This is a genomic window from Sulfitobacter dubius (assembly GCF_900113435.1).
Lineage (GTDB): Bacteria > Pseudomonadota > Alphaproteobacteria > Rhodobacterales > Rhodobacteraceae > Sulfitobacter > Sulfitobacter dubius.
This window is the reverse complement of record NZ_FOPG01000003.1, coordinates 1-21,796: the sequence shown is the minus strand read 5'-3', so window position 1 is coordinate 21,796 and position 21,796 is coordinate 1. Positions and strand designations below refer to the sequence as shown.

The 21,796-nt window shown below is 60.0% G+C and carries 22 protein-coding genes, 1 rRNA gene and 3 pseudogenes; 16 read left to right on the top strand and 10 right to left on the bottom strand.

Annotated features, from left to right (window positions below; all coding sequences use genetic code 11):
* Positions 1-72 precede the first annotated feature (72 nt).
* Together BM229_RS12555 and rsmI are read right to left on the bottom strand one after the other, a co-directional pair.
* Positions 73-417, bottom strand: a complete 345-nt coding sequence (locus tag BM229_RS12555) for a YraN family protein (RefSeq protein ID WP_244152175.1) — start codon at positions 415-417, stop codon at positions 73-75.
* An 80-nt stretch (positions 418-497) separates the two neighbouring features.
* Complete coding sequence (rsmI, locus tag BM229_RS12550; protein WP_093928004.1) at positions 498-1,355, bottom strand: 16S rRNA (cytidine(1402)-2'-O)-methyltransferase; 858 nt, start codon at positions 1,353-1,355, stop codon at positions 498-500.
* 87 nt (positions 1,356-1,442) lie between these two features.
* Between rsmI and BM229_RS12545 the strand changes: the two genes are divergently transcribed.
* The 4 genes from BM229_RS12545 (at position 1,443) to murJ (ending at position 7,737) form a co-directional block, all read left to right on the top strand.
* Positions 1,443-2,624 (top strand): penicillin-binding protein activator, encoded by a 1,182-nt coding sequence (locus BM229_RS12545; protein ID WP_093928003.1) that lies wholly within the window; start codon positions 1,443-1,445, stop codon positions 2,622-2,624.
* A gap of 1 nt (position 2,625) precedes the next feature.
* The gene (locus tag BM229_RS12540) at positions 2,626-5,406 is read left to right on the top strand and encodes a [protein-PII] uridylyltransferase (RefSeq protein WP_093928601.1); all 2,781 of its coding nucleotides are present in this window, start codon (positions 2,626-2,628) and stop codon (positions 5,404-5,406) included.
* Positions 5,407-5,533: 127 nt separating this feature from the next.
* Entirely contained in the window at positions 5,534-6,085 is a 552-nt protein-coding gene (locus BM229_RS12535) for a CHAP domain-containing protein (protein WP_244152173.1), read from the top strand.
* Positions 6,086-6,195: 110 nt separating this feature from the next.
* Complete coding sequence (gene murJ / locus BM229_RS12530; RefSeq protein ID WP_093928002.1) at positions 6,196-7,737, top strand: murein biosynthesis integral membrane protein MurJ; 1,542 nt, start codon at positions 6,196-6,198, stop codon at positions 7,735-7,737.
* Here the strand turns inward: murJ and BM229_RS12525 are convergent.
* Positions 7,734-8,420 (bottom strand): rhomboid family intramembrane serine protease, encoded by a 687-nt coding sequence (locus tag BM229_RS12525; RefSeq protein ID WP_093928001.1) that lies wholly within the window; start codon positions 8,418-8,420, stop codon positions 7,734-7,736. The genes murJ and BM229_RS12525 overlap by 4 nt on opposite strands.
* 75 nt (positions 8,421-8,495) lie before the next feature.
* On the opposite strand from BM229_RS12525, the gene trpS reads away from it, so the two are divergent.
* From trpS to BM229_RS12500, 5 genes are all read left to right on the top strand, one after another.
* The gene (trpS, locus tag BM229_RS12520) at positions 8,496-9,512 is read left to right on the top strand and encodes a tryptophan--tRNA ligase (protein ID WP_093928000.1); all 1,017 of its coding nucleotides are present in this window, start codon (positions 8,496-8,498) and stop codon (positions 9,510-9,512) included.
* Between the two features lie 105 nt (positions 9,513-9,617).
* The gene (locus tag BM229_RS12515; protein ID WP_093927999.1) at positions 9,618-10,088 is read left to right on the top strand and encodes a VOC family protein; all 471 of its coding nucleotides are present in this window, start codon (positions 9,618-9,620) and stop codon (positions 10,086-10,088) included.
* Positions 10,089-10,248: 160 nt separating this feature from the next.
* Positions 10,249-11,355: a class II histone deacetylase gene (locus BM229_RS12510; protein WP_093927998.1), complete on the top strand. Its 1,107-nt coding sequence runs from the start codon at positions 10,249-10,251 to the stop codon at positions 11,353-11,355.
* 9 nt (positions 11,356-11,364) lie between these two features.
* Positions 11,365-11,937, top strand: a complete 573-nt coding sequence (locus BM229_RS12505) for a nitroreductase family protein (protein WP_093927997.1) — start codon at positions 11,365-11,367, stop codon at positions 11,935-11,937.
* Complete coding sequence (locus BM229_RS12500; RefSeq protein ID WP_093927996.1) at positions 11,928-12,662, top strand: EI24 domain-containing protein; 735 nt, start codon at positions 11,928-11,930, stop codon at positions 12,660-12,662. The genes BM229_RS12505 and BM229_RS12500 overlap by 10 nt, the downstream gene beginning before the upstream one ends.
* Here the strand turns inward: BM229_RS12500 and BM229_RS12495 are convergent.
* On the bottom strand, positions 12,595-12,888 hold the full coding sequence (locus BM229_RS12495) for a DUF1467 family protein (protein ID WP_093927995.1): 294 nt from the start codon (positions 12,886-12,888) through the stop codon (positions 12,595-12,597). The two genes, BM229_RS12500 and BM229_RS12495, sit on opposite strands and share 68 nt — an antisense overlap.
* A 2-nt stretch (positions 12,889-12,890) precedes the next feature.
* Positions 12,891-13,295: a methylmalonyl-CoA epimerase gene (gene mce, locus BM229_RS12490; RefSeq protein WP_093927994.1), complete on the bottom strand. Its 405-nt coding sequence runs from the start codon at positions 13,293-13,295 to the stop codon at positions 12,891-12,893.
* A 126-nt stretch (positions 13,296-13,421) separates the two neighbouring features.
* Between mce and BM229_RS12485 the strand changes: the two genes are divergently transcribed.
* Positions 13,422-14,141 carry a response regulator gene (locus BM229_RS12485; RefSeq protein WP_093928599.1) on the top strand — a complete coding sequence of 240 codons (720 nt, stop codon included), beginning with the start codon at positions 13,422-13,424 and terminating at the stop codon, positions 14,139-14,141.
* 21 nt (positions 14,142-14,162) lie between these two features.
* Here the strand turns inward: BM229_RS12485 and BM229_RS12480 are convergent, their stop codons facing one another.
* Positions 14,163-14,885 carry a GNAT family N-acetyltransferase gene (locus BM229_RS12480; protein WP_093927993.1) on the bottom strand — a complete coding sequence of 241 codons (723 nt, stop codon included), beginning with the start codon at positions 14,883-14,885 and terminating at the stop codon, positions 14,163-14,165.
* A gap of 155 nt (positions 14,886-15,040) precedes the next feature.
* On the opposite strand from BM229_RS12480, the gene BM229_RS18240 reads away from it, so the two are divergent.
* The 4 genes from BM229_RS18240 to BM229_RS12465 all read left to right on the top strand — a co-directional run bounded on the left by BM229_RS18240 (position 15,041) and on the right by BM229_RS12465 (position 17,211).
* Positions 15,041-15,214: a hypothetical protein gene (locus BM229_RS18240; RefSeq protein ID WP_167360251.1), complete on the top strand. Its 174-nt coding sequence runs from the start codon at positions 15,041-15,043 to the stop codon at positions 15,212-15,214.
* A gap of 60 nt (positions 15,215-15,274) precedes the next feature.
* A complete protein-coding gene (locus tag BM229_RS12475; RefSeq protein ID WP_093927992.1) occupies positions 15,275-15,751 on the top strand; it encodes a hemerythrin domain-containing protein in 477 nt (158 codons plus the stop codon).
* Between the two features lie 112 nt (positions 15,752-15,863).
* The gene (locus tag BM229_RS12470; RefSeq protein WP_093927991.1) at positions 15,864-16,496 is read left to right on the top strand and encodes an MT-A70 family methyltransferase; all 633 of its coding nucleotides are present in this window, start codon (positions 15,864-15,866) and stop codon (positions 16,494-16,496) included.
* Positions 16,480-17,211 carry a BglII/BstYI family type II restriction endonuclease gene (locus tag BM229_RS12465; protein ID WP_244152172.1) on the top strand — a complete coding sequence of 244 codons (732 nt, stop codon included), beginning with the start codon at positions 16,480-16,482 and terminating at the stop codon, positions 17,209-17,211. Before BM229_RS12470 ends, BM229_RS12465 begins: the two co-directional genes overlap by 17 nt.
* A 29-nt stretch (positions 17,212-17,240) precedes the next feature.
* On the opposite strand, the gene aspS is transcribed toward BM229_RS12465, so the two are convergent.
* The 3 genes and pseudogenes from aspS to BM229_RS18060 all read right to left on the bottom strand — a co-directional run.
* Positions 17,241-19,016, bottom strand: coding sequence for an aspartate--tRNA ligase (gene aspS, locus BM229_RS12460; RefSeq protein ID WP_093927990.1), 1,776 nt, complete (start codon positions 19,014-19,016; stop codon positions 17,241-17,243).
* Positions 19,017-19,241: 225 nt separating this feature from the next.
* Positions 19,242-20,525 (bottom strand): glycosyltransferase family 4 protein, encoded by a 1,284-nt coding sequence (locus BM229_RS12455; RefSeq protein ID WP_093927989.1) that lies wholly within the window; start codon positions 20,523-20,525, stop codon positions 19,242-19,244.
* Between the two features lie 160 nt (positions 20,526-20,685).
* Positions 20,686-20,805 (bottom strand): annotated as a pseudogene (locus BM229_RS18060) (IS3 family transposase); the annotation flags it as partial.
* On the opposite strand from BM229_RS18060, the pseudogene BM229_RS12450 reads away from it, so the two are divergent.
* Both BM229_RS12450 and BM229_RS12445 read left to right on the top strand, forming a co-directional pair.
* Positions 20,775-21,011, top strand: a pseudogene (locus tag BM229_RS12450) (IS3 family transposase); the annotation flags it as partial. The pseudogenes BM229_RS18060 and BM229_RS12450 sit on opposite strands and share 31 nt — an antisense overlap.
* Before the next feature lie 5 nt (positions 21,012-21,016).
* A pseudogene (locus BM229_RS12445) lies at positions 21,017-21,397 on the top strand (IS66 family transposase); the annotation flags it as partial.
* Between the two features lie 145 nt (positions 21,398-21,542).
* Here BM229_RS12445 and rrf read toward each other — a convergent pair.
* Positions 21,543-21,657 (bottom strand): 5S ribosomal RNA (rrf, locus tag BM229_RS12440).
* Between the last annotated feature and the right edge of the window lie 139 nt (positions 21,658-21,796).

Sequence of the window (21,796 nt, the reverse complement as noted above, 5' to 3'; positions counted from 1 at the left end):
CAACCCGGACCAGCGGTGCAGGCTTGAGGGATCATTTCCTAGATGGCGCAGCAGTGGCCTATGCGCAATGGGTCACCCGTGGCCAAAGGCGTTTTCGATGATTTCGGTGGCCCCCTGCCCGTCGACGAGTGCCACATCAAAGCGCACTTCGGTCAGGCTGCCAGCAGGTTCACCGGCAAGAAATTCTTCGGCAGAGCGGTAGATACGCCGCATCTGCCGTGATGAAAGGCTTTCCGCCGCGCGTGCGAAACTCCGCCTTTGCTTAACCTCAACAAAGATCAAGGCGGACCCATCGCGCAGGATCAAATCAATCTCTCCGGCGCGGCCACGCCAGCGACGACGGGCAATGGCAAAGCCGCGTCGTTCATAGTCTTGCGCGATCCTATTCTCGGCAGCGATCCCGGCATGATAGGCCATGCGCCCCCGGTGGCATTTGGCGGCAGATCGTGCCGTAGCTATATCATCCTGCGCCATATTTTTATTACTCCGACAAATTCCTAATCTTTGCCGAGCGCCAATGCCGCCTGATAGACCTGCCGCCGGGGCAGACCATGCGCCTGCGCCACCAAATCGACAGCGTCGCGCATCGACAGTTCCTTCAGCGCCCGTTGCAAGTCTGTTTCTAGGTCAACTTGTTTAACAGAATCTGAACGACCACGATCAATAAGCACGACCACTTCGCCTTTCGGTGCCTTCGCTTGATAAAACTCTGCTAGGTTTTCGAGCGTATCGCGCTGAACCTCTTCAAACTTCTTGGTCAATTCCCGGCACATAGCGGCCTGTCGCTCTGCGCCCAGCGCGGTTGCAGCATCGCGTAGCATCGCCCCAAGCCGCTTTGGTGATTCGTAAAAAACCAAAGTCCCCGGCACATCGCGCAGCTTTTCCAGGGCGGCAATACGCGCAGATTTGCTATTGGGTAGGAAGCCTGCAAAGAAAAATGCATCTGTGGGCAAACCGCCCAGTGCCAACGCCGTCAACACCGCTGAGGGGCCCGGAGCGCAAGTCATCATCACCCCGGCGGCGGCGGCGGCACGCCCCAATTCAAAGCCCGGATCGGCGATTAGCGGCATCCCTGCCTCCGACGCATAGGCGACCGATTTGCCCTCTTGGATTGCTGCAATAAGCCGCTCTTGCACGGATGTGCCACTATGGTCGTGCAGGGCTAGAACCTTGCGGCCTGCAAGTGGCACTCCGTGAATTTCCATCAATCGGCGCAGGCTGCGCGTGTCTTCTGCCGCCAGCAGATCCGCCGAGGCGAGCGTGTCCAGCGCGCGCAGCGTGATATCGCGCGCCGTGCCGATTGGGACGCCCACGAAATACAGTCCCGGGGCTAGCTCTGTCTTGAGGAATTTCAACGCTGGACCCGCCTTTCGCAGTGACTATGATCGCGGCCATATTCCGGCGACCGTCGTCGTCTTGCCACCACCGGGGAGTGAATACAAATGATTGCCTGTTTCCGAGCCTTCCGCAAGAAGATGCACCTGCTATTGCTGCCTCTCTTTGCGGTCATTTTGGCAGCCTGTCAGCCCGTCGCCATGTCTGGCGCCAATTCGGGCGGCCCAAAAATTGATACATCTGCGCCCGTTCCCGTGGCGCTTTTGGTGCCGCGCGGCGGGTCCGCCAGCGACGAACTGCTGGCTACAAACCTTGAAAACGCCGCACGCCTTGCGATGCGCGATCTTGATGGTGTCGAAATTGACCTGCGCGTCTATGGCACTGCTGGCAATGCCAGCAAAGCGGCCGCCGTTGCCTCACAGGCTGTGAATGAAGGGGCCAAGATCATCCTTGGGCCGGTCTACGGCGAGGCGGCGAATGCGGCAGGCGTGGCTGTGGCCTCTTCTGGCGTCAACGTGATCTCGTTCTCGAACAATCCGACCATCGCGGGTGGCAACGTCTTTGTGCTTGGGCCAACCTTTGCCAACACTGCCAACCGTTTGGTGAACTTTGCCAAGCGCAATGGCAAAGACAAAATGGTCATCCTGCATGGTCAGGATGTTGCCGGCCAACTGGGCCGTGATGCGATTATGCAGGCGATCAGTGCCAATGGCGCAACGCTGGCCGGCACCGTTGATTATGCGCTAAGCCAAGAATCGGTTGTGGCTGCCGTGCCACGGGTCAAAGCAACGGTCGAAAGCAGCGGTGCGAATGCACTGTTTCTCACGACGTCCTCGGCCAGCGCTTTGCCGCTGTTCGCAGAGCTTCTTCCCGAAGCGGGGATTCAAACTGCAACCACACAGTATGTGGGTCTAACCCGCTGGGATATCCCGCAGCAGACGCTGGACCTATCCGGTGTGCAGGGCGGATGGTTTGCTCTGCCTGATGCGGCCGCCAGCAGCGCCTTCTCCAACCGCTACAAGTCCGCCTATGGTAGCGAGCCACATCCGCTGGCTGGGCTTTCCTTTGACGGAATCGCGGCGGTCGGCTCTTTGGTAAAGGGTGGTAAATCCAATGCGCTTTCCGGTGCTTCACTGACCCAAGGAGCTGGGTTCCAAGGGGCCAGTGGCATCTTCCGCCTGCGCCGCGACGGCACCAATGAACGTGCCTTGGCCGTGGCCACCATCCGCAACAGCCGTGTCGTTGTGCTAGACCCGGCACCGCGTGGCTTTGGTGGGGCTGGTTTCTGAATTGGACCTGGCAAAACCGACAACAACATCAGGCGCGCGTAGACACCCGCGCCTGATTTGCGCGCCCGAACAAATCTTTGATGACGCGGCCATTTGGCAGGCGCTCTCACAACTTGATAGCACGCTCGAAGGGGCCGCGCTGCGGGGCGAGATCGTCCCTCTGATCCGCGACGCACAAGAGGCAGGCCGCAAGGCCATCGCCATGAGCTTTGCTGAATCGCCGTTTGACGCGCGGGCGATGACATCTTCCTACACCTATCTTACCGACCAATTGCTGCGCTGCGTTTTGCAGATCGCCACGCAAGTGCTGCATCCCAATCCGAACCCGACCGACGGTGAACGGCTCGCCATGATTGGCGTGGGCGGCTATGGCCGGGGTGAGATGGCACCACATTCCGACGTCGATCTGCTGTTCCTCATCCCCTACAAGGCCACCGCTTGGTCAGAGAGCGTCATTGAATCGATGCTCTATATCCTGTGGGATCTGAAACTGAAGGTCGGCTATGCCACCCGCACGATCGAAGACTGTCTGCGGCTTGGGGCCGATGATTACACCATTCAGACCGCGCTTTTGGAAAACCGCTTTATCGACGGCGATGTGCTCCTCGCCGAGGAGCTTTCGGAGCGGCTCAAGAATGACCTCTTCTCTGGTGCAGGGAAAGATTTCATCGAAGCCAAGCTAGAAGAGCGCGACAACCGCCACCTAAAACAGGGTGAGCGCTATGTGGTGGAGCCCAACGTCAAAGAAGGCAAAGGCGGGCTGCGCGACCTGCATTCACTGTTCTGGATCGCCAAGTTCATCCATGATGTCGACCGGGTCGCCGATCTGGTTGATTTGGGCGTTTTCCGTGCAGATGAATACGACACATTCCGCGATGCCGAGGCCTTTCTCTGGGCGGTGCGCGGGCACCTTCACCTGTTGGCAGGCCGTGCGACAGAGCAATTGACTTTCGACATGCAGGTGCAGGTCGCACAGGCGATGGGCTATCAAGACATCGGCGGGCGGCGCGGCGTCGAGATCTTTATGCAGGCCTATTTCCGGCATGCCACGGCGGTCGGCGATCTGACCCGTATTTTTGTCAGCGGGTTGGAAGCCTCACATATGAAGGCCGAACCGCTGCTTGAACGCATCTTTCGCCGCCGCCCGAAGATGCGCGAAGGGTTTCAAGTGGTGCACAACCGCATTGCGGTGAAGGATGACCACGAATTTCTGCAAGACAAACTGAATCTGCTGCGCATCTTTGAAGAGGCGCTGCGCACGGGGATGTTAATCCACCCCGACGCCATGCGGCTGATCAAGGCAAATCTGGCGCTGATTGACGACGACATGCGGCGCACCCCCGAAGCGCGGCGCATCTTTCTTGATCTGCTGCTCAAACACGGCAATCCCGAACGCGCCCTGCGACGGATGAATGAATTGGGCGTCTTGGGCGCCTTCATCCCCGAGTTTGAGCCGATCGTCGCGATGATGCAGTTCAACATGTACCACTCCTACACGGTGGACGAACATATCATCCAATGTATCGCCAACCTCGCGCGGATCGAAAAAGGCGAGTTGGAGGAAGAGCTACCCGTCGCGTCCTCGATCCTGAAACGCGGGGTCAATCGCAAGGTGCTTTATGTGGCGCTACTCCTGCATGACATCGGCAAAGGGCGGCCCGAGGATCACTCAATCATCGGGGCCAAGCTCGCTCGTCGGATCGGCCCACGGTTAGGGTTGAAACGCGATGAGGTCGACACGGTGGAATGGCTGGTGCGCTATCATCTGCTGATGTCGGACATGGCGCAGAAACGCGACATTGCCGATCCACGCACGGTGCGCGATTTTGCCAAGGCGGTGCAGACGGTCAAACGGCTCGATCTGCTTTGTGTGCTGACGGTCTGCGACATACGCGGCGTTGGGCCAAACACGTGGAACAACTGGAAAGCAGTGCTGATCCGGGCGCTCTATCGTCAGACAGAGCGGGCGCTTGAAACTGGGCTAGAAGACCTCAACCGCGAAAACCGGGGGGCTGAGGCCAAGAAAGCCTTGAGGGCCGCGCTTTCCGAATGGCCCCGCAAAGCATTGCAGCAAGAAACGGCACGGCATTACCCGCCCTATTGGCAGGGCTTGCACGTCACGGCGCATGTTGCCTTTGCCGAACTGCTGCGCGGCATGGGCGACGACGACATCCGCATTGACCTGCACCCTGACGAAGACCGCGGCGCGACCCGTGCCAGCTTCGTCATGGCAGACCATCCGGGCATTTTTGCACGGCTTGCGGGGGCGCTCGCGCTGGTGGGGGCCAATGTCGTCGACGCGCGCAGCTATACCACCAAAGACGGCTTCGTGACCGACGCCTTTTGGATACAAGATAGCGAAGGCAACGCTTATGAAGCCTCGCGCCTGCCCCGCCTGCGCGACACAATTGAAAAGACCCTGCGGGGGGAGATCGTCGCCCGTGATGCGTTGAAATCCCGCGATAAGGTCAAAAAGCGTGAACGTGCTTTCAAGGTGCCAACGCATATCACTTTCGACAATGAAGGGTCCGAAATCTATACGATCATTGAAGTCGATACCCGGGATCGCCCCGGCCTTCTCTATGATCTGACCCGCACCTTGGCCGCCTCTAACGTCTATATCGCCAACGCCGTGATCGCGACCTTTGGCGAGCAAGTGGTCGATACCTTCTACGTCAAAGACATGTTCGGCCTGAAATACTATACCGAAGCCAAGCAGCGCACCCTAGAGAAACGTCTGCGCGAAGCGATTGCCGCCGGGGTTCAGCGGGCCGAGGGGTGAGTTCCTTTGGTCCTGGCCAACCGGCAGATTCTTGCCAACCGGCATTTCCGCGCTTTGCTTTTGACGTCGGATCCTCAAAATCCCAAGCAACCCGGCACCAGCGCGGGATTCCATGAATGAGGGACATATGAGCGTCACACGCGCCGCACTGCCGAACCGGGGCCTTATGGCTCTCTGCGCCACTCTGTTACTGACAGCAGCTTGTGCTAAAGCGCCTGATGTCCCTGAAAGTTTTGACTTTGGCGGCCTGAACCCCGAGCGTCACTTTATGGCCGTCCAGACTGCCAAGGAAATGCGCGCTAAGGGCCAACGTGTTTGGTGTGTGCCCTTTGCCCGCAATGTCAGCGGCATTCAAATTCGCGGCAACGCAGAAACATGGTGGGGCAAAGCCAAAGGGCTTTATCCGCGGGGCAATGATCCTGTCGTCGGTGCCGTGATGGCCTTTAGCGCCACCGGGTCGATGCCCATGGGGCATATCGCTGTGGTTTCTGATGTGGTCTCGCCGCGCAAAATTCGGGTAGATCACGCCAATTGGAAGCGCAACGAAGTCTCGCTCAAGATGGCAGTGATAGACGTATCCGAAAACAATGACTGGTCCGCCGTGCGACTGGAAAGCCAGCCGGGCGCCTTTGGCAGCACCTATCCCATCAACGGCTTTATCTACCCCACCGGGGGATAAGCGCCGCTCCGCCAAAGCAGGCTGAGTGGCCTTTGAAGGCCATTCACCCCGATTGCACAGGGTGAGCGCCCGCGCTAGGGATCCCCCCAGCGCAACTTAAGGCTCCCCCGATGAAACCTATACGTCTTATGTCCGGCTTCTTTACCGTTGGGGTCTGGACCCTGCTCAGCCGTGTGCTTGGCTTCCTGCGTGAAGTGCTGTTGCTGTCGCTCATCGGCCCCGGCCCGGTGATGGACGCTTTCGTCGCCGCCTTCCGCCTGCCCAATATGTTCCGCCGCTTCTTTGCCGAGGGCGCGTTCAACGCCGCCTTCGTGCCGATGTTCGCCAAAAAGCTGGAGGGCGAGGAAGGCGCTGGCAAATTCGCCCGCGATGCGTTTAACGGATTGGCGCTGGTGGTGCTCGCCCTGACCGCTTTGGGCATGATCTTTATGCCCGGCTTGGTCTGGCTGACCGCCGAGGGCTTTGTCGGCGACGCCCGCTTCGATATGACGGTCGAATTTGGCCGCATCGCCTTTCCCTATATCTTGTGCATGTCACTTTCGGCGCTGTTCTCGGGCATTCTGAACGCCACCGGGCGTTTTGCCGTGGCCGCCGCCGCGCCGGTGCTGCTGAATATCTTTGTCATCGCCGCCATGACATTCGCCGCCCTCACCGGGGGCGATGTGGCGCTCTGGCTGATCTGGTCGATCCCGCTGGCCGGTCTGGCGCAGCTTGCGCTGACTTGGCGCGCCGCGGCCCAAGCGGGCTATCCGCTGCGCCCCTCGCGGCCCCGCTGGACCCCCGACATGCGCGCGATGATCGTCATCGCCCTGCCTGCCGCGCTGGCCTCCGGCGTCATGCAGATCAACCTTGTGGTCGGGCAGCTGGTCGCCAGTCAATATGACAAAGCCGTCTCATGGCTCTTTGCCGCAGACCGTCTGTACCAATTGCCCTTGGGCGTCGTGGGCATCGCCGTTGGCATCGTGCTGCTGCCCGACCTCTCGCGCCGCCTGCGCGCCGGGGACAACGACGGCGCGCAGACCGCGCTAAGCCGCGCCGCCGAAATCTCACTCGCCCTGACAATCCCTTCGGCAGTGGCGCTGATGGTGGTGCCCTTCGCATTGGTTACCGTATTGTTCCAACGCGGCGCCTCGGGCGTTGATGACACCGCAGCGATTGCCACAGCAGTGATGATCTACGGCCTCGGCCTGCCGTCCTTCGTGCTGCAAAAAATCCTGCAACCGGTCTATTTCGCCCGCGAAGATACCCGCCGCCCCTTCTACTTTGCCGTGGTCGCCATGGTCGTCAATGCGGCCCTCGCGGTTGGTCTTGCCCCCTTCATCGGCTGGATCGCCCCTGCTGTTGCGACCACGCTGGCGGGCTGGACGATGTTTGCCTGCCTCGCCATTGGCGCGCGGCGGTTTGGCGATGCGGCCAAGTTCGACGCACGGTTCCACAAGCGTATCTGGCGCATTCTCATAGCCTCCGCCGCCATGGGCGTCGCCCTTTGGCTGGGCAATGCAGCCCTGCAACCGATGCTGGGCCTGCCATGGTGGCGCGGGCTGGCGCTGGTGCTGCTGATCGCGATTGGCGCGGTCAGCTACTTCGGCATCGGCCAGTTGATCGGCGCATTCCGTCTGTCCGAGTTCAAACGCGCGGTTCGGCGCGGTTAACGCTGCTGCAACCGCGCCCTCAGTCGCGCCCATTCACCGGGCGCGACCAAGAAGCTCAGACCGAAGCCGCAGAAGAACCCAGCCAGCTCTGCAACCCACAAGAACCCGGTCTCAAAAAAGATGCCCCAGAAAAGCTGTAGCCCCATCAGCAGAGCGATCAGCGTGAACGCCTGATACTGCGGCCCGCCTGAGCCAAGCAGCCGCCGCCACATCACGAAACTATAGCCCCCAATCAGCCCATAGACATTGGGATAGGCGCCCGCCAACCAAACCGGATCGTTGAACAGCGCCCCATAGACAAGCGCTCCGCCGATGCCCGACAGCACGAAAATCACCAAAAAAGCCACCTGCCCCATCGCCTCGGCCACCAACTTGCCCAACGCCAACAGCAGCACGACGGCAAAGATCGCATGGGTAAAGCCCAGATGAATGAACGGATAGGTCACCACCCGCCAGATATGCTCAATCGGATACTGGCCCGCCCCGATCATCGCGTCAAAGATCAGCCCCGAAAAGCCAAAGTCGCGCACCAGCGCCAGCCGCCAGCCTACGGCAGCGGGGCCACCGACCAGCCCAGCCTCGGCCAAGGACAACACCACCTCAACGCCAGTAATGGCCAAAAACAGCACGATAACCGCTGGCGGCAGTGGGTTCACAGGGGGTTGGAAATCAGGGTCTTGCATGGGCGCTCCTTGACGGGGTTCGCGGCCAGAAGTAAGCCTGCCGCGCAAGACTTTCCAGCCCAGAGGTGCCGCCCGATGTCCGAGACCCAATTCACCCCGCGCGTGTTTTCCGGCATTCAGCCCTCGGGCGACCTGCATCTGGGCAACTATCTGGGCGCGCTCAAACGCTTTGCCGATGCGCAAGAACAAGGCGTTCAGTCGATCTATTGCATGGTCGACCTGCACGCGATCACCGTCCCGCAAAAGCCCGACGACCTCAAGCGCAGCACCCGCGAACTTTGCGCTGGCTTCATCGCCTCTGGCATCGACCCTGAGAAATCAATCCTGATCAACCAAAGCCAAGTGCCCGAACACGCGCAACTAGCTTGGATTTTCAACTGTGTCGCCCGCATGGGCTGGATGGGCCGTATGACCCAATGGAAAGACAAGGCCGGTAAGAACGCCGAGGCCGCATCGCTCGGCCTTTTCGCCTACCCCGCGCTGATGGCCGCCGACATCCTGATCTACCACGCCACCCATGTGCCAGTGGGCGAGGATCAGAAACAGCATCTTGAATTGACCCGCGACATCGCGGCCAAGTTCAACCACGACTATGGCGTCGATTTCTTCCCCCTCACCGAACCGGTGATCGAAGGCGCGGCCACCCGCGTCATGTCCCTGCGCGACGGATCCAAGAAAATGTCGAAGTCCGATCCTTCGCCCGCCAGCCGCATCAACCTGACCGACGACGCCGACACAATCGCCAAGAAGTTCCGCAAGGCCAAAACCGACCCCGACGCGCTGCCGTCCGAGGCCGAGGGCCTGAAAGACCGCCCCGAAGCGCGCAACCTCGTGAACATCTACGCCGCGCTCAGCGACCAGACCATCGATCAGGTCTTAGCCGAAGTAGGCGGCCAGCAATTCGGCACTTTCAAACCCGCGCTGGCGGAACTGGCTGTCTCCAAACTGGGCCCGATCACCGCCGAAATGCAGCGCCTGATGGCCGATGAGACCGAGATCGACCGCATCCTCGCCCGGGGCGCGGAACAGGCCCGCGAAATCACCGCCCCGATCCTCAAACGCACCTATGAGATCGTCGGCATGGTCGGCTGACAGACCGGGGCTGTCCGCAATGCCGCACAGCCCCCCTGCTCTCCTACGCAATTGCGCCTGCCCCCTCTCGTTGCCATCTTAAATGAAGAGCGAAAGGACCAAGCGATGACCCACCCCACCATCGGCCATGTTCACCTCAAGGTCGCCGACCTTGACCGCGCCATCCATTTTTACAGCGACTTGCTGGGTTTTGCCGTGACCCAACGCTACGGCGATCAGGCGGCTTTTCTAGGCGCGGGCGGCTATCATCACCACATCGGGCTGAACACATGGGAAAGCGCGGGCGCCACCCCGCCGCCGCCGGGCCATACGGGCCTCTATCACAGCGCCTTTCTCTACCCCGACCGGCAGCAGTTGGCGCGCGCCCTGCGCCGGGTGCTTGAGGCTGGCATCACATTGGACGGCGCCGCCGATCACGGTGTCAGCGAAGCGGTCTACCTGCGCGATCCCGACAACAACGGTGTCGAGTTGTACCGGGACCGGCCCCAAGCCGACTGGCCCCGCGATGCACAAGGTGATCTCAAAATGGTCAACTCTCCCCTCGATGTCGCCGCCCTACTGGCCGAGGCAAACTGACCGCAACGCCGCGCAAAGAGCCCCCCTTCCCCCTTCATCCTTTTACAAATACCGAATCCCGCACCCACCCCACGCACCACCGCCCGTGTGAACCCTTCCCGCCATGGACAATCCCGCTGCCCTGCGCCACCTTCCCCGCAAGAATGAAGGGGACACGACCATGACCACAGGTTTTTTCTGGGACGAACGCTGCTTCTGGCACGCAGGCGGGAACTACGCCTTTACCATGCCGGTCGGCGGGCTGGTGCAGCCCCTCGCCGCCGGCGGCCTGCCGGAAAACCCCGAGACCAAGCGCCGCATGAAAAACCTCATGGAGGTAACGGGGCTCTTCGACGAACTCGATACCCGCAGCGCCGTCCCGGCCAGCCGCGAAGCGCTGGCACGGGTGCATCCCGCAAGCTACCTCGATGAATTCAAGCGGCTCTCTGACGCGGGGGGTGGGGAATTGGGCCATGCGGTCCCCTTCGCCCGTGGCGGCTATGAGCTGGCCGCGTTGTCTGCCGGGCTGGCCATCGCCGCGGTCGACGCCGTGGCACGCGGCGATCTCGACAATGCCTATGCCCTCAGCCGCCCACCGGGGCATCACTGCCTGCCCGATCTGCCCAATGGGTTCTGCCTGCTGGCCAATGTCGCCATCGCCATCGAGGCCGCACAGGCCAAGGGGCTGGCCAAGCGCGTGGTCGTGCTGGACTGGGACGTGCACCACGGCAATGGGACCGAGGCGATCTATTATGACCGCGATGACGTGCTGACGATCTCTCTGCATCAAGAGGGGAACTACCCGATCGACACCGGCGGCCTCGCAGATCGCGGGCGGGGTGCTGGCGAAGGCTATAACATCAACCTGCCGATGCACGCGGGCTCGGGCCACACCGCCTACCTACACGCGATGGACCGCGTGGTGATCCCCGCGATTGAGGCCTTCGCCCCCGACATGATTATCGTTGCCTGCGGCTATGACGCGGCAATCGTCGATCCGCTGGCACGGATGCAGGCCACCGCCGCCACCTTTGCCGAAATGACCAAGCGCATCCGCGACACCGCCGATAGGGTCACCGATGGCAAGTTGGTGCTGGTGCATGAGGGCGGCTACTCCGAGGCCTATGTCCCCTTCTGCGGCCATGCCACGATCGCCGCGCTCAGCGGCAGTAAGATCGACGCGCCCGATCCAATGGCCCGCGCCCTGCACGCCCGCCAACCCTCGCCTGCCTTTGACGCCTTCCTGCGCCAGTCGATTGACGATATGGCGCAGCAACTGGACCTGTAAGAGACCGCAATGCCCGTAGCTGACCCTTCCGCCCTCGCCTTTTTGCAAAACCGCCGCTCGCGCCCGGCAAAGACGCTGGGCCTGCCGGTGCCCGATGCCGAGGCCCTGCGCCCGCTTCTGACCGCTGCCGCGCGCACGCCGGATCATGGGAAGCTGGAGCCTTGGCGCTTTATCGTCATCGACCGCGCAGCAATGGCGCGATTGGCGGAGGTGGCTGAGCAACGCGGCGCGGCCCTTGGCCTCGGGCCAGAGGACACCGCCAAGGGGCGTGGCCAGTTCGATCAAGGCAACCTCGCCGTGGCGGTGATCGAAGTGCAAAAGCCCTCACCCAAAATCCCACCACTAGAGCAGACCTATTCCGCCGGGGCCGTCTGCCTTGCGCTGCTCAACGCGGCGCTTGCCGCAGGCTGGGGAGCAAACTGGCTCAGCGGTTGGCCTTCCCATGACCGCGGCTTCATGGAGAAAGGCTTTGCCCTCGCCCCGCATGAGCGTATCGCGGGGATCATCCATATCGGCACCGAAACAGCCGCCCCACCGGAACGCCCGCGCCCTGACATCGACGAGATCACGACATGGCTGTAAGCGCGATCCTCAGGTCCTTTACCCGCGCACTTGGTCAATTGGGCGATGCGCGCTTTCGCAAGGTGGTGCTGCTCGGCGTCGGCCTGTCACTGGCGCTGCTGGTCGCGGCGACGGCGGGCTTTGCCTATCTGGTGGATTGGGTCACGCCCGAAGACGCATGGCTGCCGGTGCTGGGCGAGGTCAACTGGCTCGACGATCTGCTGAGCTGGAGCGCGCTGATCCTGCTCATGGTGCTCTCGGTCTTCCTAATGGTGCCCGTCGCCTCGGCGATTACATCGATGTTTCTGGATGATGTGGCCGATGCGGTGGAAGAGGTGCACTACCCGCATCTGCCCCCGGCGCACCGTGTCGGCATCGGCGATGCGATCCGCGATACCGTCAACTTCATGGGCGTGCTGGTGGGGGCAAACCTGCTGGCGCTGGTGCTCTACCTGCTCTTCGCCCCGGCGGCGCTGTTCATCTTTTGGGGGCTGAACGGGTTCTTGCTGGGGCGGGAGTATTTCACCCTCGCCGCGCTGCGCCGCCACGGGCGGGACGAGGCCAAGCGCCTGCGTCGCCGCCATGCGGGCACGATCTGGATGGCCGGGGTGCTGATGGCGGTGCCGCTTTCGGTGCCGCTGCTGAACCTGCTGATCCCGATCCTAGGAGCGGCGACCTTTACCCACCTGTACCATGCGTTGGTGCCGCATTCGGATGCAGCCAGCCTTCGATATCCGCCACGCTGACCCAGCCCGAGAGGATGATCGTGGCGCAGATCGCCCAGATGATCGCAGCAACCAACGTAGTCCACAGCGCCTTGCGGCCCAAATGATGCTGCTCGGGCGCGCCCGCGTGGGTGCCCGGAACCACCTCGCCCGCGTCCCCTTGTGTTTGCACCCGGATTGGCAGGGCGATCAGGAACGTCATCGACCAGATGACGGCAAAAAGGACGAGGCCAGAAACGATACCCATGCTCAAACCTCCTCAAGCTCGACAAGCGCGCCGTTGAAGTCTTTGGGATGCAGGAACAGCACCGGCTTGCCATGGGCCCCGATCTTGGGCTCGCCCGAGCCCAAGACCCGCGCGCCGGTGGATTTCAGATGGTCCCGCGCCGCGATGATGTCCTCGACCTCATAGCAGATGTGGTGGATGCCGCCCGCCGGGTTCTTTTCCAGAAAGCCGTTGATCGGGCTGTCGTCGCCCAGAGGGTGCAGCAATTCGATCTTGGTGTTAGGCAGTTCGATGAAGATGACGGTCACGCCGTGATCCGGTTCGGCCTGCGGCGCGCCGACCTTGGCGCCAAGCGCGTGGCGATACTGATCCGCCGCCGCTTCGAGATCCGGCACGGCGATGGCCACATGGTTAAGACGTCCGATCATCCTGAATGCTCCTCGTGATTTGCCCGCTTTATGCCCGCACACCCGATGAACAACAATGCGTCACGTTAACGCGTCGTTAGCCAACGCGGCTTAACGATGGCGCAGCAGTTGTTGTTGGAGGCGATGATGGACGATACCGACCCCTTTGAAAGACCGACCCTCACCCCCACGGCGGAGCGGCCATTGCTCGGCCTTACCGTTCTGGTGGTAGAGGACAGCCGCTTTGCCTGTGAGGCGATGCGCCTGCTGTGCCTGCGTTCCGGCGCGCGGATCAGGCGTGCGGATTGCCTGCGCTCTGCGCGGCGGCACTTGCAGGTTTACCGCCCCACCGTCGCGCTGGTTGACCTTGGCCTGCCTGATGGCTGCGGGTTGGATTTGATCGCCGAGCTTACACAAAGCACGCCGCGGGTCGAGGCGATCATTGCCATTTCTGGCGACAGCCATAAAGAACCTGACGCCCGCGCCGCTGGTGTGGATGGATTTTTGGCCAAGCCGATTACATCGCTTTCGTCCTTTCAGCAGGCCATTCTTGCTGCCCTATCCGAAGAGCGCCGCCCGCTTGGACCACGTGTCCTCCCTGATGAATATATCACCCCTGACCGAATTGGGTTTCAAGATGACATCGCCCATATTGCAGGTGTGCTGGGGGACCAGCCCAATGATCAGACGCTGGACTATGTCGCGCAATTTCTCTGCGGTGTGGCCCGTTCGGCCAATGACCTTCGACTGGAAGAAGCGGCGCGGGCATTGGCCCATAAACGCGCGCTTGGACAACCTGTAGGTCCGGAAACTGCCAATATTGCGGGAATGATCCAGCACCGGTTGGCTGAAAGGATCGCAATTTAACGCCGTCGGTGAACGGGCCGCTTAAAGCGTCGGGTCGCTCGCGACGCGCACAAGGCGGGTCAGATCGCCCAAACGTTCCTTTTGCTGTCCATGCGTGTCAAAATTACGGGGGGACAGCCAAGCCTCGAACGCCTCTTTCAACGCGGGCCACTCTGCATCAATCGCGGCGAACCAAGCCGTGTCGCGGTTGCGCCCCTTTACGATCGTGGCCTGCCGAAAGACACCTTCGTAGCTTAACCCCAACCGCTGCGCCGCACGACGAGAAGGACCGTTCAGCGCATCGCACTTCCATTCGAACCGTCGATATCCTGCGTGAAAGGCCCATTGCATCATCAGAAATATCGCCTCTGTCGCCGCCGGAGTGCGCTGTAAGGCGGGGCTAAAATTGATGTGACCAACCTCAATACTCCCCGCTTCGGGATTGATCCGCAGGAAGCTTGCCACCCCCACCCATTGCTCTTGCGCAAGGCCTTTGACGGCAAAGAAATAGGGATCGGCCTTCCCCTCACTGTCACGCACCCAGCGGTGGTATTGGGAGGCCGAAGAGAATGGCCCATAGGGCAGATAATCCCAAACGTGGTCCTCTCCCGCATAGGCGCGGTACAAAAGCGCGGCATGACGCTCTGCCGAAAGGGGCTCTAACAGCACATGCTGTCCGGCCAGCGTTTCACCGCTGGGTCGCGCGGGGGATACCCAATTCTTGACAGGGGCCCCAACAGGGCGTTCGGCTGGTTTGCTGTTCATGGGCTAAGTTATGCACTGCGCCCTCAAGCCCGCCAAGATGAATAAACTTGAATTAATTGCCACAGACCCCTCTGTCGGCCACCTGTTTACACATTCATGCCACATTCAACCTTCAGCATTATGCATAGATCGAACCGACACCCTAGGAGGGTGAGATGAGCCTGAAAGACACCAGACATACAACAAAGGCCGAAAAGCCGGTCGATTGGATCGTTGTCGGTGCTAATATCTTTGGGCTTTTGGTTGTTCTCGCAGCCGCGGTCCACGCCCAAGCTGATGGGCCCTTTAAACAGATCGCAAGCCAAGCGGCTGCGGGCACGATCTTTTGAGCCGGGAACTCGCCCGTTCCTCCGGCGTTACCAAACAGGTAACATTGAAGGATATTTCCCATGCCCTCCATTTATGACGCAATCAAAGAAGATCACGATGAGCACCGCACGCTGCTCAACACTATTGCCGATACCGAAGGCGACAGCGCAGAGCGTCGCGACGCCTGGGACCGTTTTTATAACGACGTGAAATCCCACGCCGCAGCCGAGGAAGAAACCTTTTATTCCAAGCTGATGTCAGAAACATGGGGCCAAGATCACGCGCGTCATTCGGTCCATGAGCACCAGCAGCTTGACGATCTTATGGAAGAACTGCGCGAAACCGACATGTCCTCTTCCGCTTGGCTGACTCGTTTCAAGAAGCTCAAGCACGATTACGAACATCATATGGACGAGGAAGAAGACGAGCTTTTCACCCGCGCCAAGAAGGTCATTGGTGAAGAGCAGAACGACGAATTTGGCGACAAGTTCCTGAAGCGTAAGGAAAAGGAAGCCAAGCTCATCGATGAAAAGCGCGAAGACAGTCTTGAGGATTGACCCAAGCCGCTCTGCCCTGCTAAATGTGTTCTCTTAACGTTCTTGTGGATATCCAGCCCCTCTGGGCAGGTAGCGGTTGCAAGAAAGCCCGAGGAAACGCAATATATTGGATATGAGCGATAATCCATCACAAGACCTACGCGACTTTCTGGGAAAAGACCGGTTTGGCTGCGTCATGGCGGACCCGCCGTGGCGCTTTACCAACCGCACCGGCAAGGTCGCGCCAGAGCATAAGCGCTTGGCCCGTTATCCCACGATGACGGTTGAGGATATCTGCGCCCTGCCCGTGGCCGATCACCTCGAAGACCGCGCGCATTGCTACATGTGGGTGCCCAACGCGCTGTTGCCCGAAGGGTTGCAGGTGCTCAAGGCCTGGGGATTTGAGTATAAATCCAACATCATCTGGCACAAAATCCGCAAAGATGGCGGCAGTGATGGGCGTGGCGTCGGCTTCTATTTCCGCAATGTGACTGAGATTTTGCTTTTTGGCGTGCGCGGCAAGAACGTCCGCACGCTGGATGCCGGACGGCGTCAGGTAAACATGATGCAAACCCGCAAGCGAGAGCATTCGCGCAAGCCGGATGAGCAATATGATCTGATCGAAAGCTGCTCTTGGGGCCCCTACCTCGAACTTTTTGGGCGCGGTGTGCGCGAGGGTTGGACCGTTTGGGGCAATCAGGCCGAGGCGGACTACAAACCCGATTGGAAGACCTACAGCTACAATTCCAGTGTCGCGGCTGAGTAATCTGGCGCGGCGCATCGACGATGCGGTTTTCGACAGCGACAGGCTTGTCGAAGATCTGCTGCCCGCCGATCTGCGCGACCGCTACTCCGTCACCAGCTACCGCAGCGCAGCCGCCGTCTTGCAACAGCGTGCGCCGGAAGAACTGGCCGCAATCATCCGCGTGCTGCGTCAGTTCACCATCAGCCGCAGCGAAATCCGCGCACCGGGGGGCAATCGCATGTCGGCCACGACCCGGTTCGCCCAATATGCGGCGGCCGAGAATTTCCACGAGGAAGTAAGGATCAAGGCCGACCTATTGGTGCAACTGACCGCCGGCAAGGGCGACAGTGCCCCCGAAGTCGACCGCATCATCCGCGAGGATTTCATTCACAACCACATGGTCGACTTCTGGCGCGCGCGCGTGGCCTTTGACTATGAGTGGAACAGCAAAGACCAGACCTACGACCGTGACCTCTATGCTTTCCGCAGCTTTTTTGAAGCTGGCGTCATTGACGTAGGGGTCATCGTGACACGCGAATTGTCGAACGACTTTTTCAAATCACTGGGAAATTGCTTGGATAAATTCGGCAATGAGACCGACAAAACCGTGAGCGCGAAATTCGGAGCCAGCACAACTGGCACCCATAAGCTCATCAGCCGCATCGCCGCCGGGCGCAGCGGCGGCTGCCCGGTTCTGGTGCTGGGCATCCTACCGGGCAATATCACCCCCGACTGAGCCGAGGATGACACTTCATTCAGACAGGATCACTCCTGCGGGATGACCCGCAGGCCAAGCTCCATCAGCTGATCGCTGGTGGGCTCGGACGGCGCATTCATCATCAGGTCTTCGGCGCGCTGGTTCATCGGGAAGAGAATGACTTCGCGGATGTTCGCCTCTTCGGCCAGCAGCATGACGATACGGTCGATGCCCGCGGCACAGCCACCGTGGGGCGGGGCGCCGTATTGGAATGCGTTGACCATGCCGCCAAAGCGCTTGCGCACCTCATCTTCGCCATAGCCCGCGATCTCAAACGCTTTGAACATAATCTCGGGCTTGTGGTTCCGGATAGCACCCGACACCAACTCATAGCCGTTGCAGGCGAGGTCATATTGATAGCCCAACACCTTCAGCGGATCGCCCTGTAGCGCTTCCATCCCGCCCTGCGGCATGGAGAAGGGGTTGTGCTCGAAGTCGATCTTGCCGGTCTCTTCGTCCCGCTCGTAGATCGGGAAGTCCACGATCCAAGCAAAAGCGAAACGTTCCTTGTCGGTGAGGTTCAGCTCTTCGCCAATGACGTTCCGCGCGCGGCCTGCGACCGCCTCGAAAGACTTCGGCTTGCCGCCAAGGAAGAAGGCCGCATCGCCAACGCCCAGATTCAACTGCTGGCGGATCGCCTCGGTGCGCTCAGGGCCGATGTTCTTGGCCAAGGGGCCAGCGGCTTCCATGCCGTTGCCCTGATCGCGCCAGAAGATATAGCCCATGCCGGGCAGACCTTCCTTCTGAGCGAAGGCGTTCATGCGGTCACAGAACTTGCGGCTGCCGCCCGTGGGCGCAGGGATTGCGCGAATCTCGGTGCCGTCCTGCTCCAGCAGCTTGGCAAAGATCGCGAAACCGGAATCGCGGAAATGGTCGGACACGACCTGCATCTTAATCGGGTTGCGCAGGTCGGGCTTGTCCGAGCCATACCACAGCGCCGCGTCCTTATAGGAAATCTGCTCCCAAGTCTCGTCGACCTTCTTGCCGCCGCCAAACTCCTCAAAAATGCCCGCGATCACCGGCTGGATCGTGTCGAACACATCCTGCTGGGTGACAAAGGACATCTCCATGTCGAGCTGGTAGAAATCGGTGGGCGACCGATCGGCACGCGGATCCTCGTCGCGGAAACAGGGCGCGATTTGGAAGTATTTGTCAAAGCCCGAGACCATCAGTAGCTGTTTGAACTGCTGCGGCGCCTGCGGCAGCGCGTAGAACTTGCCCGGATGCAGGCGCGACGGCACGAGGAAGTCGCGAGCCCCTTCAGGGGAAGAGGCGGTGATGATTGGGGTCTGGAACTCACGGAAGTTCTGGTCCCACATGCGCTTGCGGATCGAGGTCACAACGTCCGAGCGCAGTGTCATGTTCTTTTGCATCTTCTCACGACGCAGGTCGAGGTAACGGTACCGCAGGCGCGTTTCCTCAGGGTATTCCTGATCGCCGAACACTTGCAGCGGCAGTTCGGCAGCAGAGCCCAGCACTTCGATTTCACGCGCATAGACTTCGATCGCGCCTGTCGGCAGCTTGGGATTAACCAAGCTTTCGTCCCGCGCCTTTACCGTGCCGTCGATGCGCACGCACCATTCCGCGCGGACCTTCTCCATTTCGGCGAAGGCGGGGCTGTCGGGGTCGCAGATCACTTGAGTAATGCCGTAATGGTCGCGCAGATCGAGAAACAGCACGCCGCCGTGATCCCGTACCCGGTGCACCCAGCCGGACAGGCGCACATTGTCACCCTTGTTCTCAAGGCTCAGATCGGCACAGGTATGGCTGCGATAGGCGTGCATGATGGTCCCTTCCTAGGGCTAATTCAGGTTTTGGGCAGGTACACCGTTTGACGGTCGGGAAGTCAAGAGTTTGCTGCCAATAACCCCAGGCCGGGCAGGAAAATCGCGCGTTTGGTGTATGGGCTGCTGTGGATTGGTTTTAGCTTTCCGTTCGGCTTCACCAGCTTATCGGACGCAATCGGTCAAGGTTGCGCGCAGAGCCACGGTTAAGACTTCTCGTAACGCTCAATCAATAAGGGTCGGTGCCGGGCCTACAGGTGCGCGCACCCAGTCATAGACTTGGGCGATTTGCATCGCTTTCTGTGACCAAGTGAAGGTTTCCTCAACACGGGCACGGGCCGCCATTCCTTTCTGAAGCAGTTCCTGCGGTTCGATGATAAGTTGCTCAAGAGCATCGCGCAGATCCCTTATGATGTCCGCACGCGGCCCGATTGGGATCGCGTACCCCCACTCAGGTTGCACCAGTTCCCCGGGGCCGGCATAATCCACCACCAACGGCGGCAGGCCCAAGGCCATCGCCTCCAAAACGACTCCCCCCCCAAATTCACGAATAGAAGGGAAGGTTAACAAATCACAGGATGCCATAACCTGTTGAACTTGCGCGTGCTCCAACCAGCCAGAGAATTCAACGGTGCCATCAAGGCCTAAGGACACAACGCTCTGCTTGAGTTCCGGCAGCATAGGACCATCGCCAATTAACGTAAGTGTCAACTTGCCCGCTTTGAGTAAGGGCGCAGCAGCCTCGATCAACATATCGGCCCCCTTGTAAGGCACCATTCGCCCCACGAAACAAGCCCTCAACGGGCCATCGTCTGCCGCCGGCGCAGCCTGTAAATGAAAGCGCGCTACATCGATGCCATTTTCGGGGAGGTATATTGTCTTGGCAGAATGGACCTGCGGGATTTCACCCATGGTAAATTTTGATCCCACCATGATGGCAGAAGCCGCCGTTAACGTAGCCCCCCGCATGGGAAGCAGCTTGTAAGCACTGCGCACATACGACAGCCATTCCCCTTCGCGGCGGCGCTCTTTGTCAAACCCTTTTGGCCAAGGCACACCACCATTGAGCGGTCCCAATACAAAAGGAACCCCAACCTTTGCGCATTGGCGCGCTACATAGCTGGGTTTGGTCGGCGTAAGCGGCGTAACGCGATGGACGATGTCCCATTCGCCCGCCGTAATGCTGGCGCCGAACCGTTGCCAGACTATCCGCTCAAAATACGCATCTGGGATGGCCGAGAGGGCTTGTTTTGCAGTCCAAGCGCCGGGGCCAAAAAGTTTGCTAAAACGCCAAAGCGGTGCGGCGACCTTCTCGGTATCTACGCTGGTGAAATCTGTCCCTTCTTTCAGCCCCGCCCGAAGGAAAGCATCGCGATTACGAACCTGCGTGACGATATGCACATCCGCCACGCTCCGCAGGGCATTGGCCAAGGACCAGCCGACCAGCGGCACACTTACCAATTCAGGGTTTGCAGCCTCTGCCATGACAAGTACGCGTGGTTTGTTCATCTTCGGGTTGTCCTGCTGTTAGGGTCTTCCGGGCTGTCCCCACGGCGCAGCAGACCGCAAAAGAGCACGTATGTCAGCCTTCGATTAAATTTTGTTTTCTATGGTGTGAAGGAAATATGGACCTGTCGCGTTTTAGTGCCGCCCCAAGTGCTCGTTTAAGCACCTTTCGTTCGAAAGCGAGGGGGCTTTTCCAGCCCAATGCTGAGTGGCGGCGACGTGGATTGTAGAAGCCATTGATGTATTCGAAGATCGCTATCTCGGCTTTGCGCCGTGTCTTCCAACGCTATCGCCGAGAGTTTCTTTCAGCTCCTGAAACGGGAGAAGATCACTCGACGGAGATATCGGACGCGCGAAGAAGCTCGGCGAGATGTCTTCGAGTACATAGAGCTATTCTACAACCCGAAACGCAAGCACACGAACAACGGCATACTGTCGCCCGTTGACTTCAAAGAAAGGCAGCTCAAGCTGGAAAAGGCAAGTGTCTAGGAAACTTGGGGCACCTCAGGACTTGGCTGGCCCAAAGCCGCGCCCACGTCTCTGCCAAGTCACCGACCGGGGGAGCTCTGAAGCACATCGCCAAATACTGGGACGGGCTGATCCTGTTCCTTCATGATGGTCGCATCGAACTCGACAACAATCCCGTCGGGCGCACGATCCGCCCCATTGTCCTAAACCGCAAAAACGCGCTCTTTGCAGGCCACGACGCAGGTTCCCAAAACTGGGCCATCATCGCGTCCCGTATCGAGACCTGCAAACTCAACGGGATCGAACCTCACAGTTACCTATCCGGAGTCCTGAAAGCCATCGCAGCCGGGCACAAACAAACAGATATCAACCTGTTGCTGCCCTGGAACTACGTCAATCACGTGTGAACGGCGCACCGCTTACAGTTTGGGGTACACTCGCGCCATAATAGTTCTGCGCCCACAAAGCAAAACCGCCGCGGCTTTTTGGGCTGCGGCGGTTTTGTTTAATATTGGTCATCGTGGAGAGATACTGTTTTGAGGACCTTATTAGGTTTGGCGATGACCTACTCTCCCACGTCTTAAGACGCAGTACCATCGGCGCTACGGCACTTAACGGCTGGGTTCGGGATGGGACCAGGTGTTTTGCTCGCGCTATGATCACCAAACCAAATAAAGTCCTCAAGCGCTCTGCTGTTCAGAGGGACGGCGGGAGGCAGGGCATCTTTAGGATGCCTGTTCTTGCGCTGTCACCACTGAAGTGCTGAGCGTTGTTTTCCAAGTCATGTACCACTGATTGTATGTGTA

Coding starts and splice junctions, on each gene's coding strand:
- BM229_RS12535 (WP_244152173.1), top strand. CDS start 5,534: ATGAGCGTCACACGCGCCGCACTGCCGAACCGGGGCCTTATGGCTCTC.
- mce (WP_093927994.1), bottom strand. CDS start 13,295: ATGATCGGACGTCTTAACCATGTGGCCATCGCCGTGCCGGATCTCGAA.
- trpS (WP_093928000.1), top strand. CDS start 8,496: ATGTCCGAGACCCAATTCACCCCGCGCGTGTTTTCCGGCATTCAGCCC.
- BM229_RS12470 (WP_093927991.1), top strand. CDS start 15,864: ATGAGCGATAATCCATCACAAGACCTACGCGACTTTCTGGGAAAAGAC.
- murJ (WP_093928002.1), top strand. CDS start 6,196: ATGAAACCTATACGTCTTATGTCCGGCTTCTTTACCGTTGGGGTCTGG.
- BM229_RS12480 (WP_093927993.1), bottom strand. CDS start 14,885: ATGAACAGCAAACCAGCCGAACGCCCTGTTGGGGCCCCTGTCAAGAAT.
- BM229_RS12475 (WP_093927992.1), top strand. CDS start 15,275: ATGCCCTCCATTTATGACGCAATCAAAGAAGATCACGATGAGCACCGC.
- BM229_RS12455 (WP_093927989.1), bottom strand. CDS start 20,525: ATGAACAAACCACGCGTACTTGTCATGGCAGAGGCTGCAAACCCTGAA.
- BM229_RS12545 (WP_093928003.1), top strand. CDS start 1,443: ATGATTGCCTGTTTCCGAGCCTTCCGCAAGAAGATGCACCTGCTATTG.
- BM229_RS12555 (WP_244152175.1), bottom strand. CDS start 417: ATGGCCTATCATGCCGGGATCGCTGCCGAGAATAGGATCGCGCAAGAC.
- aspS (WP_093927990.1), bottom strand. CDS start 19,016: ATGCACGCCTATCGCAGCCATACCTGTGCCGATCTGAGCCTTGAGAAC.
- BM229_RS12515 (WP_093927999.1), top strand. CDS start 9,618: ATGACCCACCCCACCATCGGCCATGTTCACCTCAAGGTCGCCGACCTT.
- BM229_RS12495 (WP_093927995.1), bottom strand. CDS start 12,888: ATGGGTATCGTTTCTGGCCTCGTCCTTTTTGCCGTCATCTGGTCGATG.
- BM229_RS12510 (WP_093927998.1), top strand. CDS start 10,249: ATGACCACAGGTTTTTTCTGGGACGAACGCTGCTTCTGGCACGCAGGC.
- BM229_RS12500 (WP_093927996.1), top strand. CDS start 11,928: ATGGCTGTAAGCGCGATCCTCAGGTCCTTTACCCGCGCACTTGGTCAA.
- BM229_RS18240 (WP_167360251.1), top strand. CDS start 15,041: ATGAGCCTGAAAGACACCAGACATACAACAAAGGCCGAAAAGCCGGTC.
- BM229_RS12485 (WP_093928599.1), top strand. CDS start 13,422: ATGGACGATACCGACCCCTTTGAAAGACCGACCCTCACCCCCACGGCG.
- BM229_RS12505 (WP_093927997.1), top strand. CDS start 11,365: ATGCCCGTAGCTGACCCTTCCGCCCTCGCCTTTTTGCAAAACCGCCGC.
- BM229_RS12525 (WP_093928001.1), bottom strand. CDS start 8,420: ATGCAAGACCCTGATTTCCAACCCCCTGTGAACCCACTGCCGCCAGCG.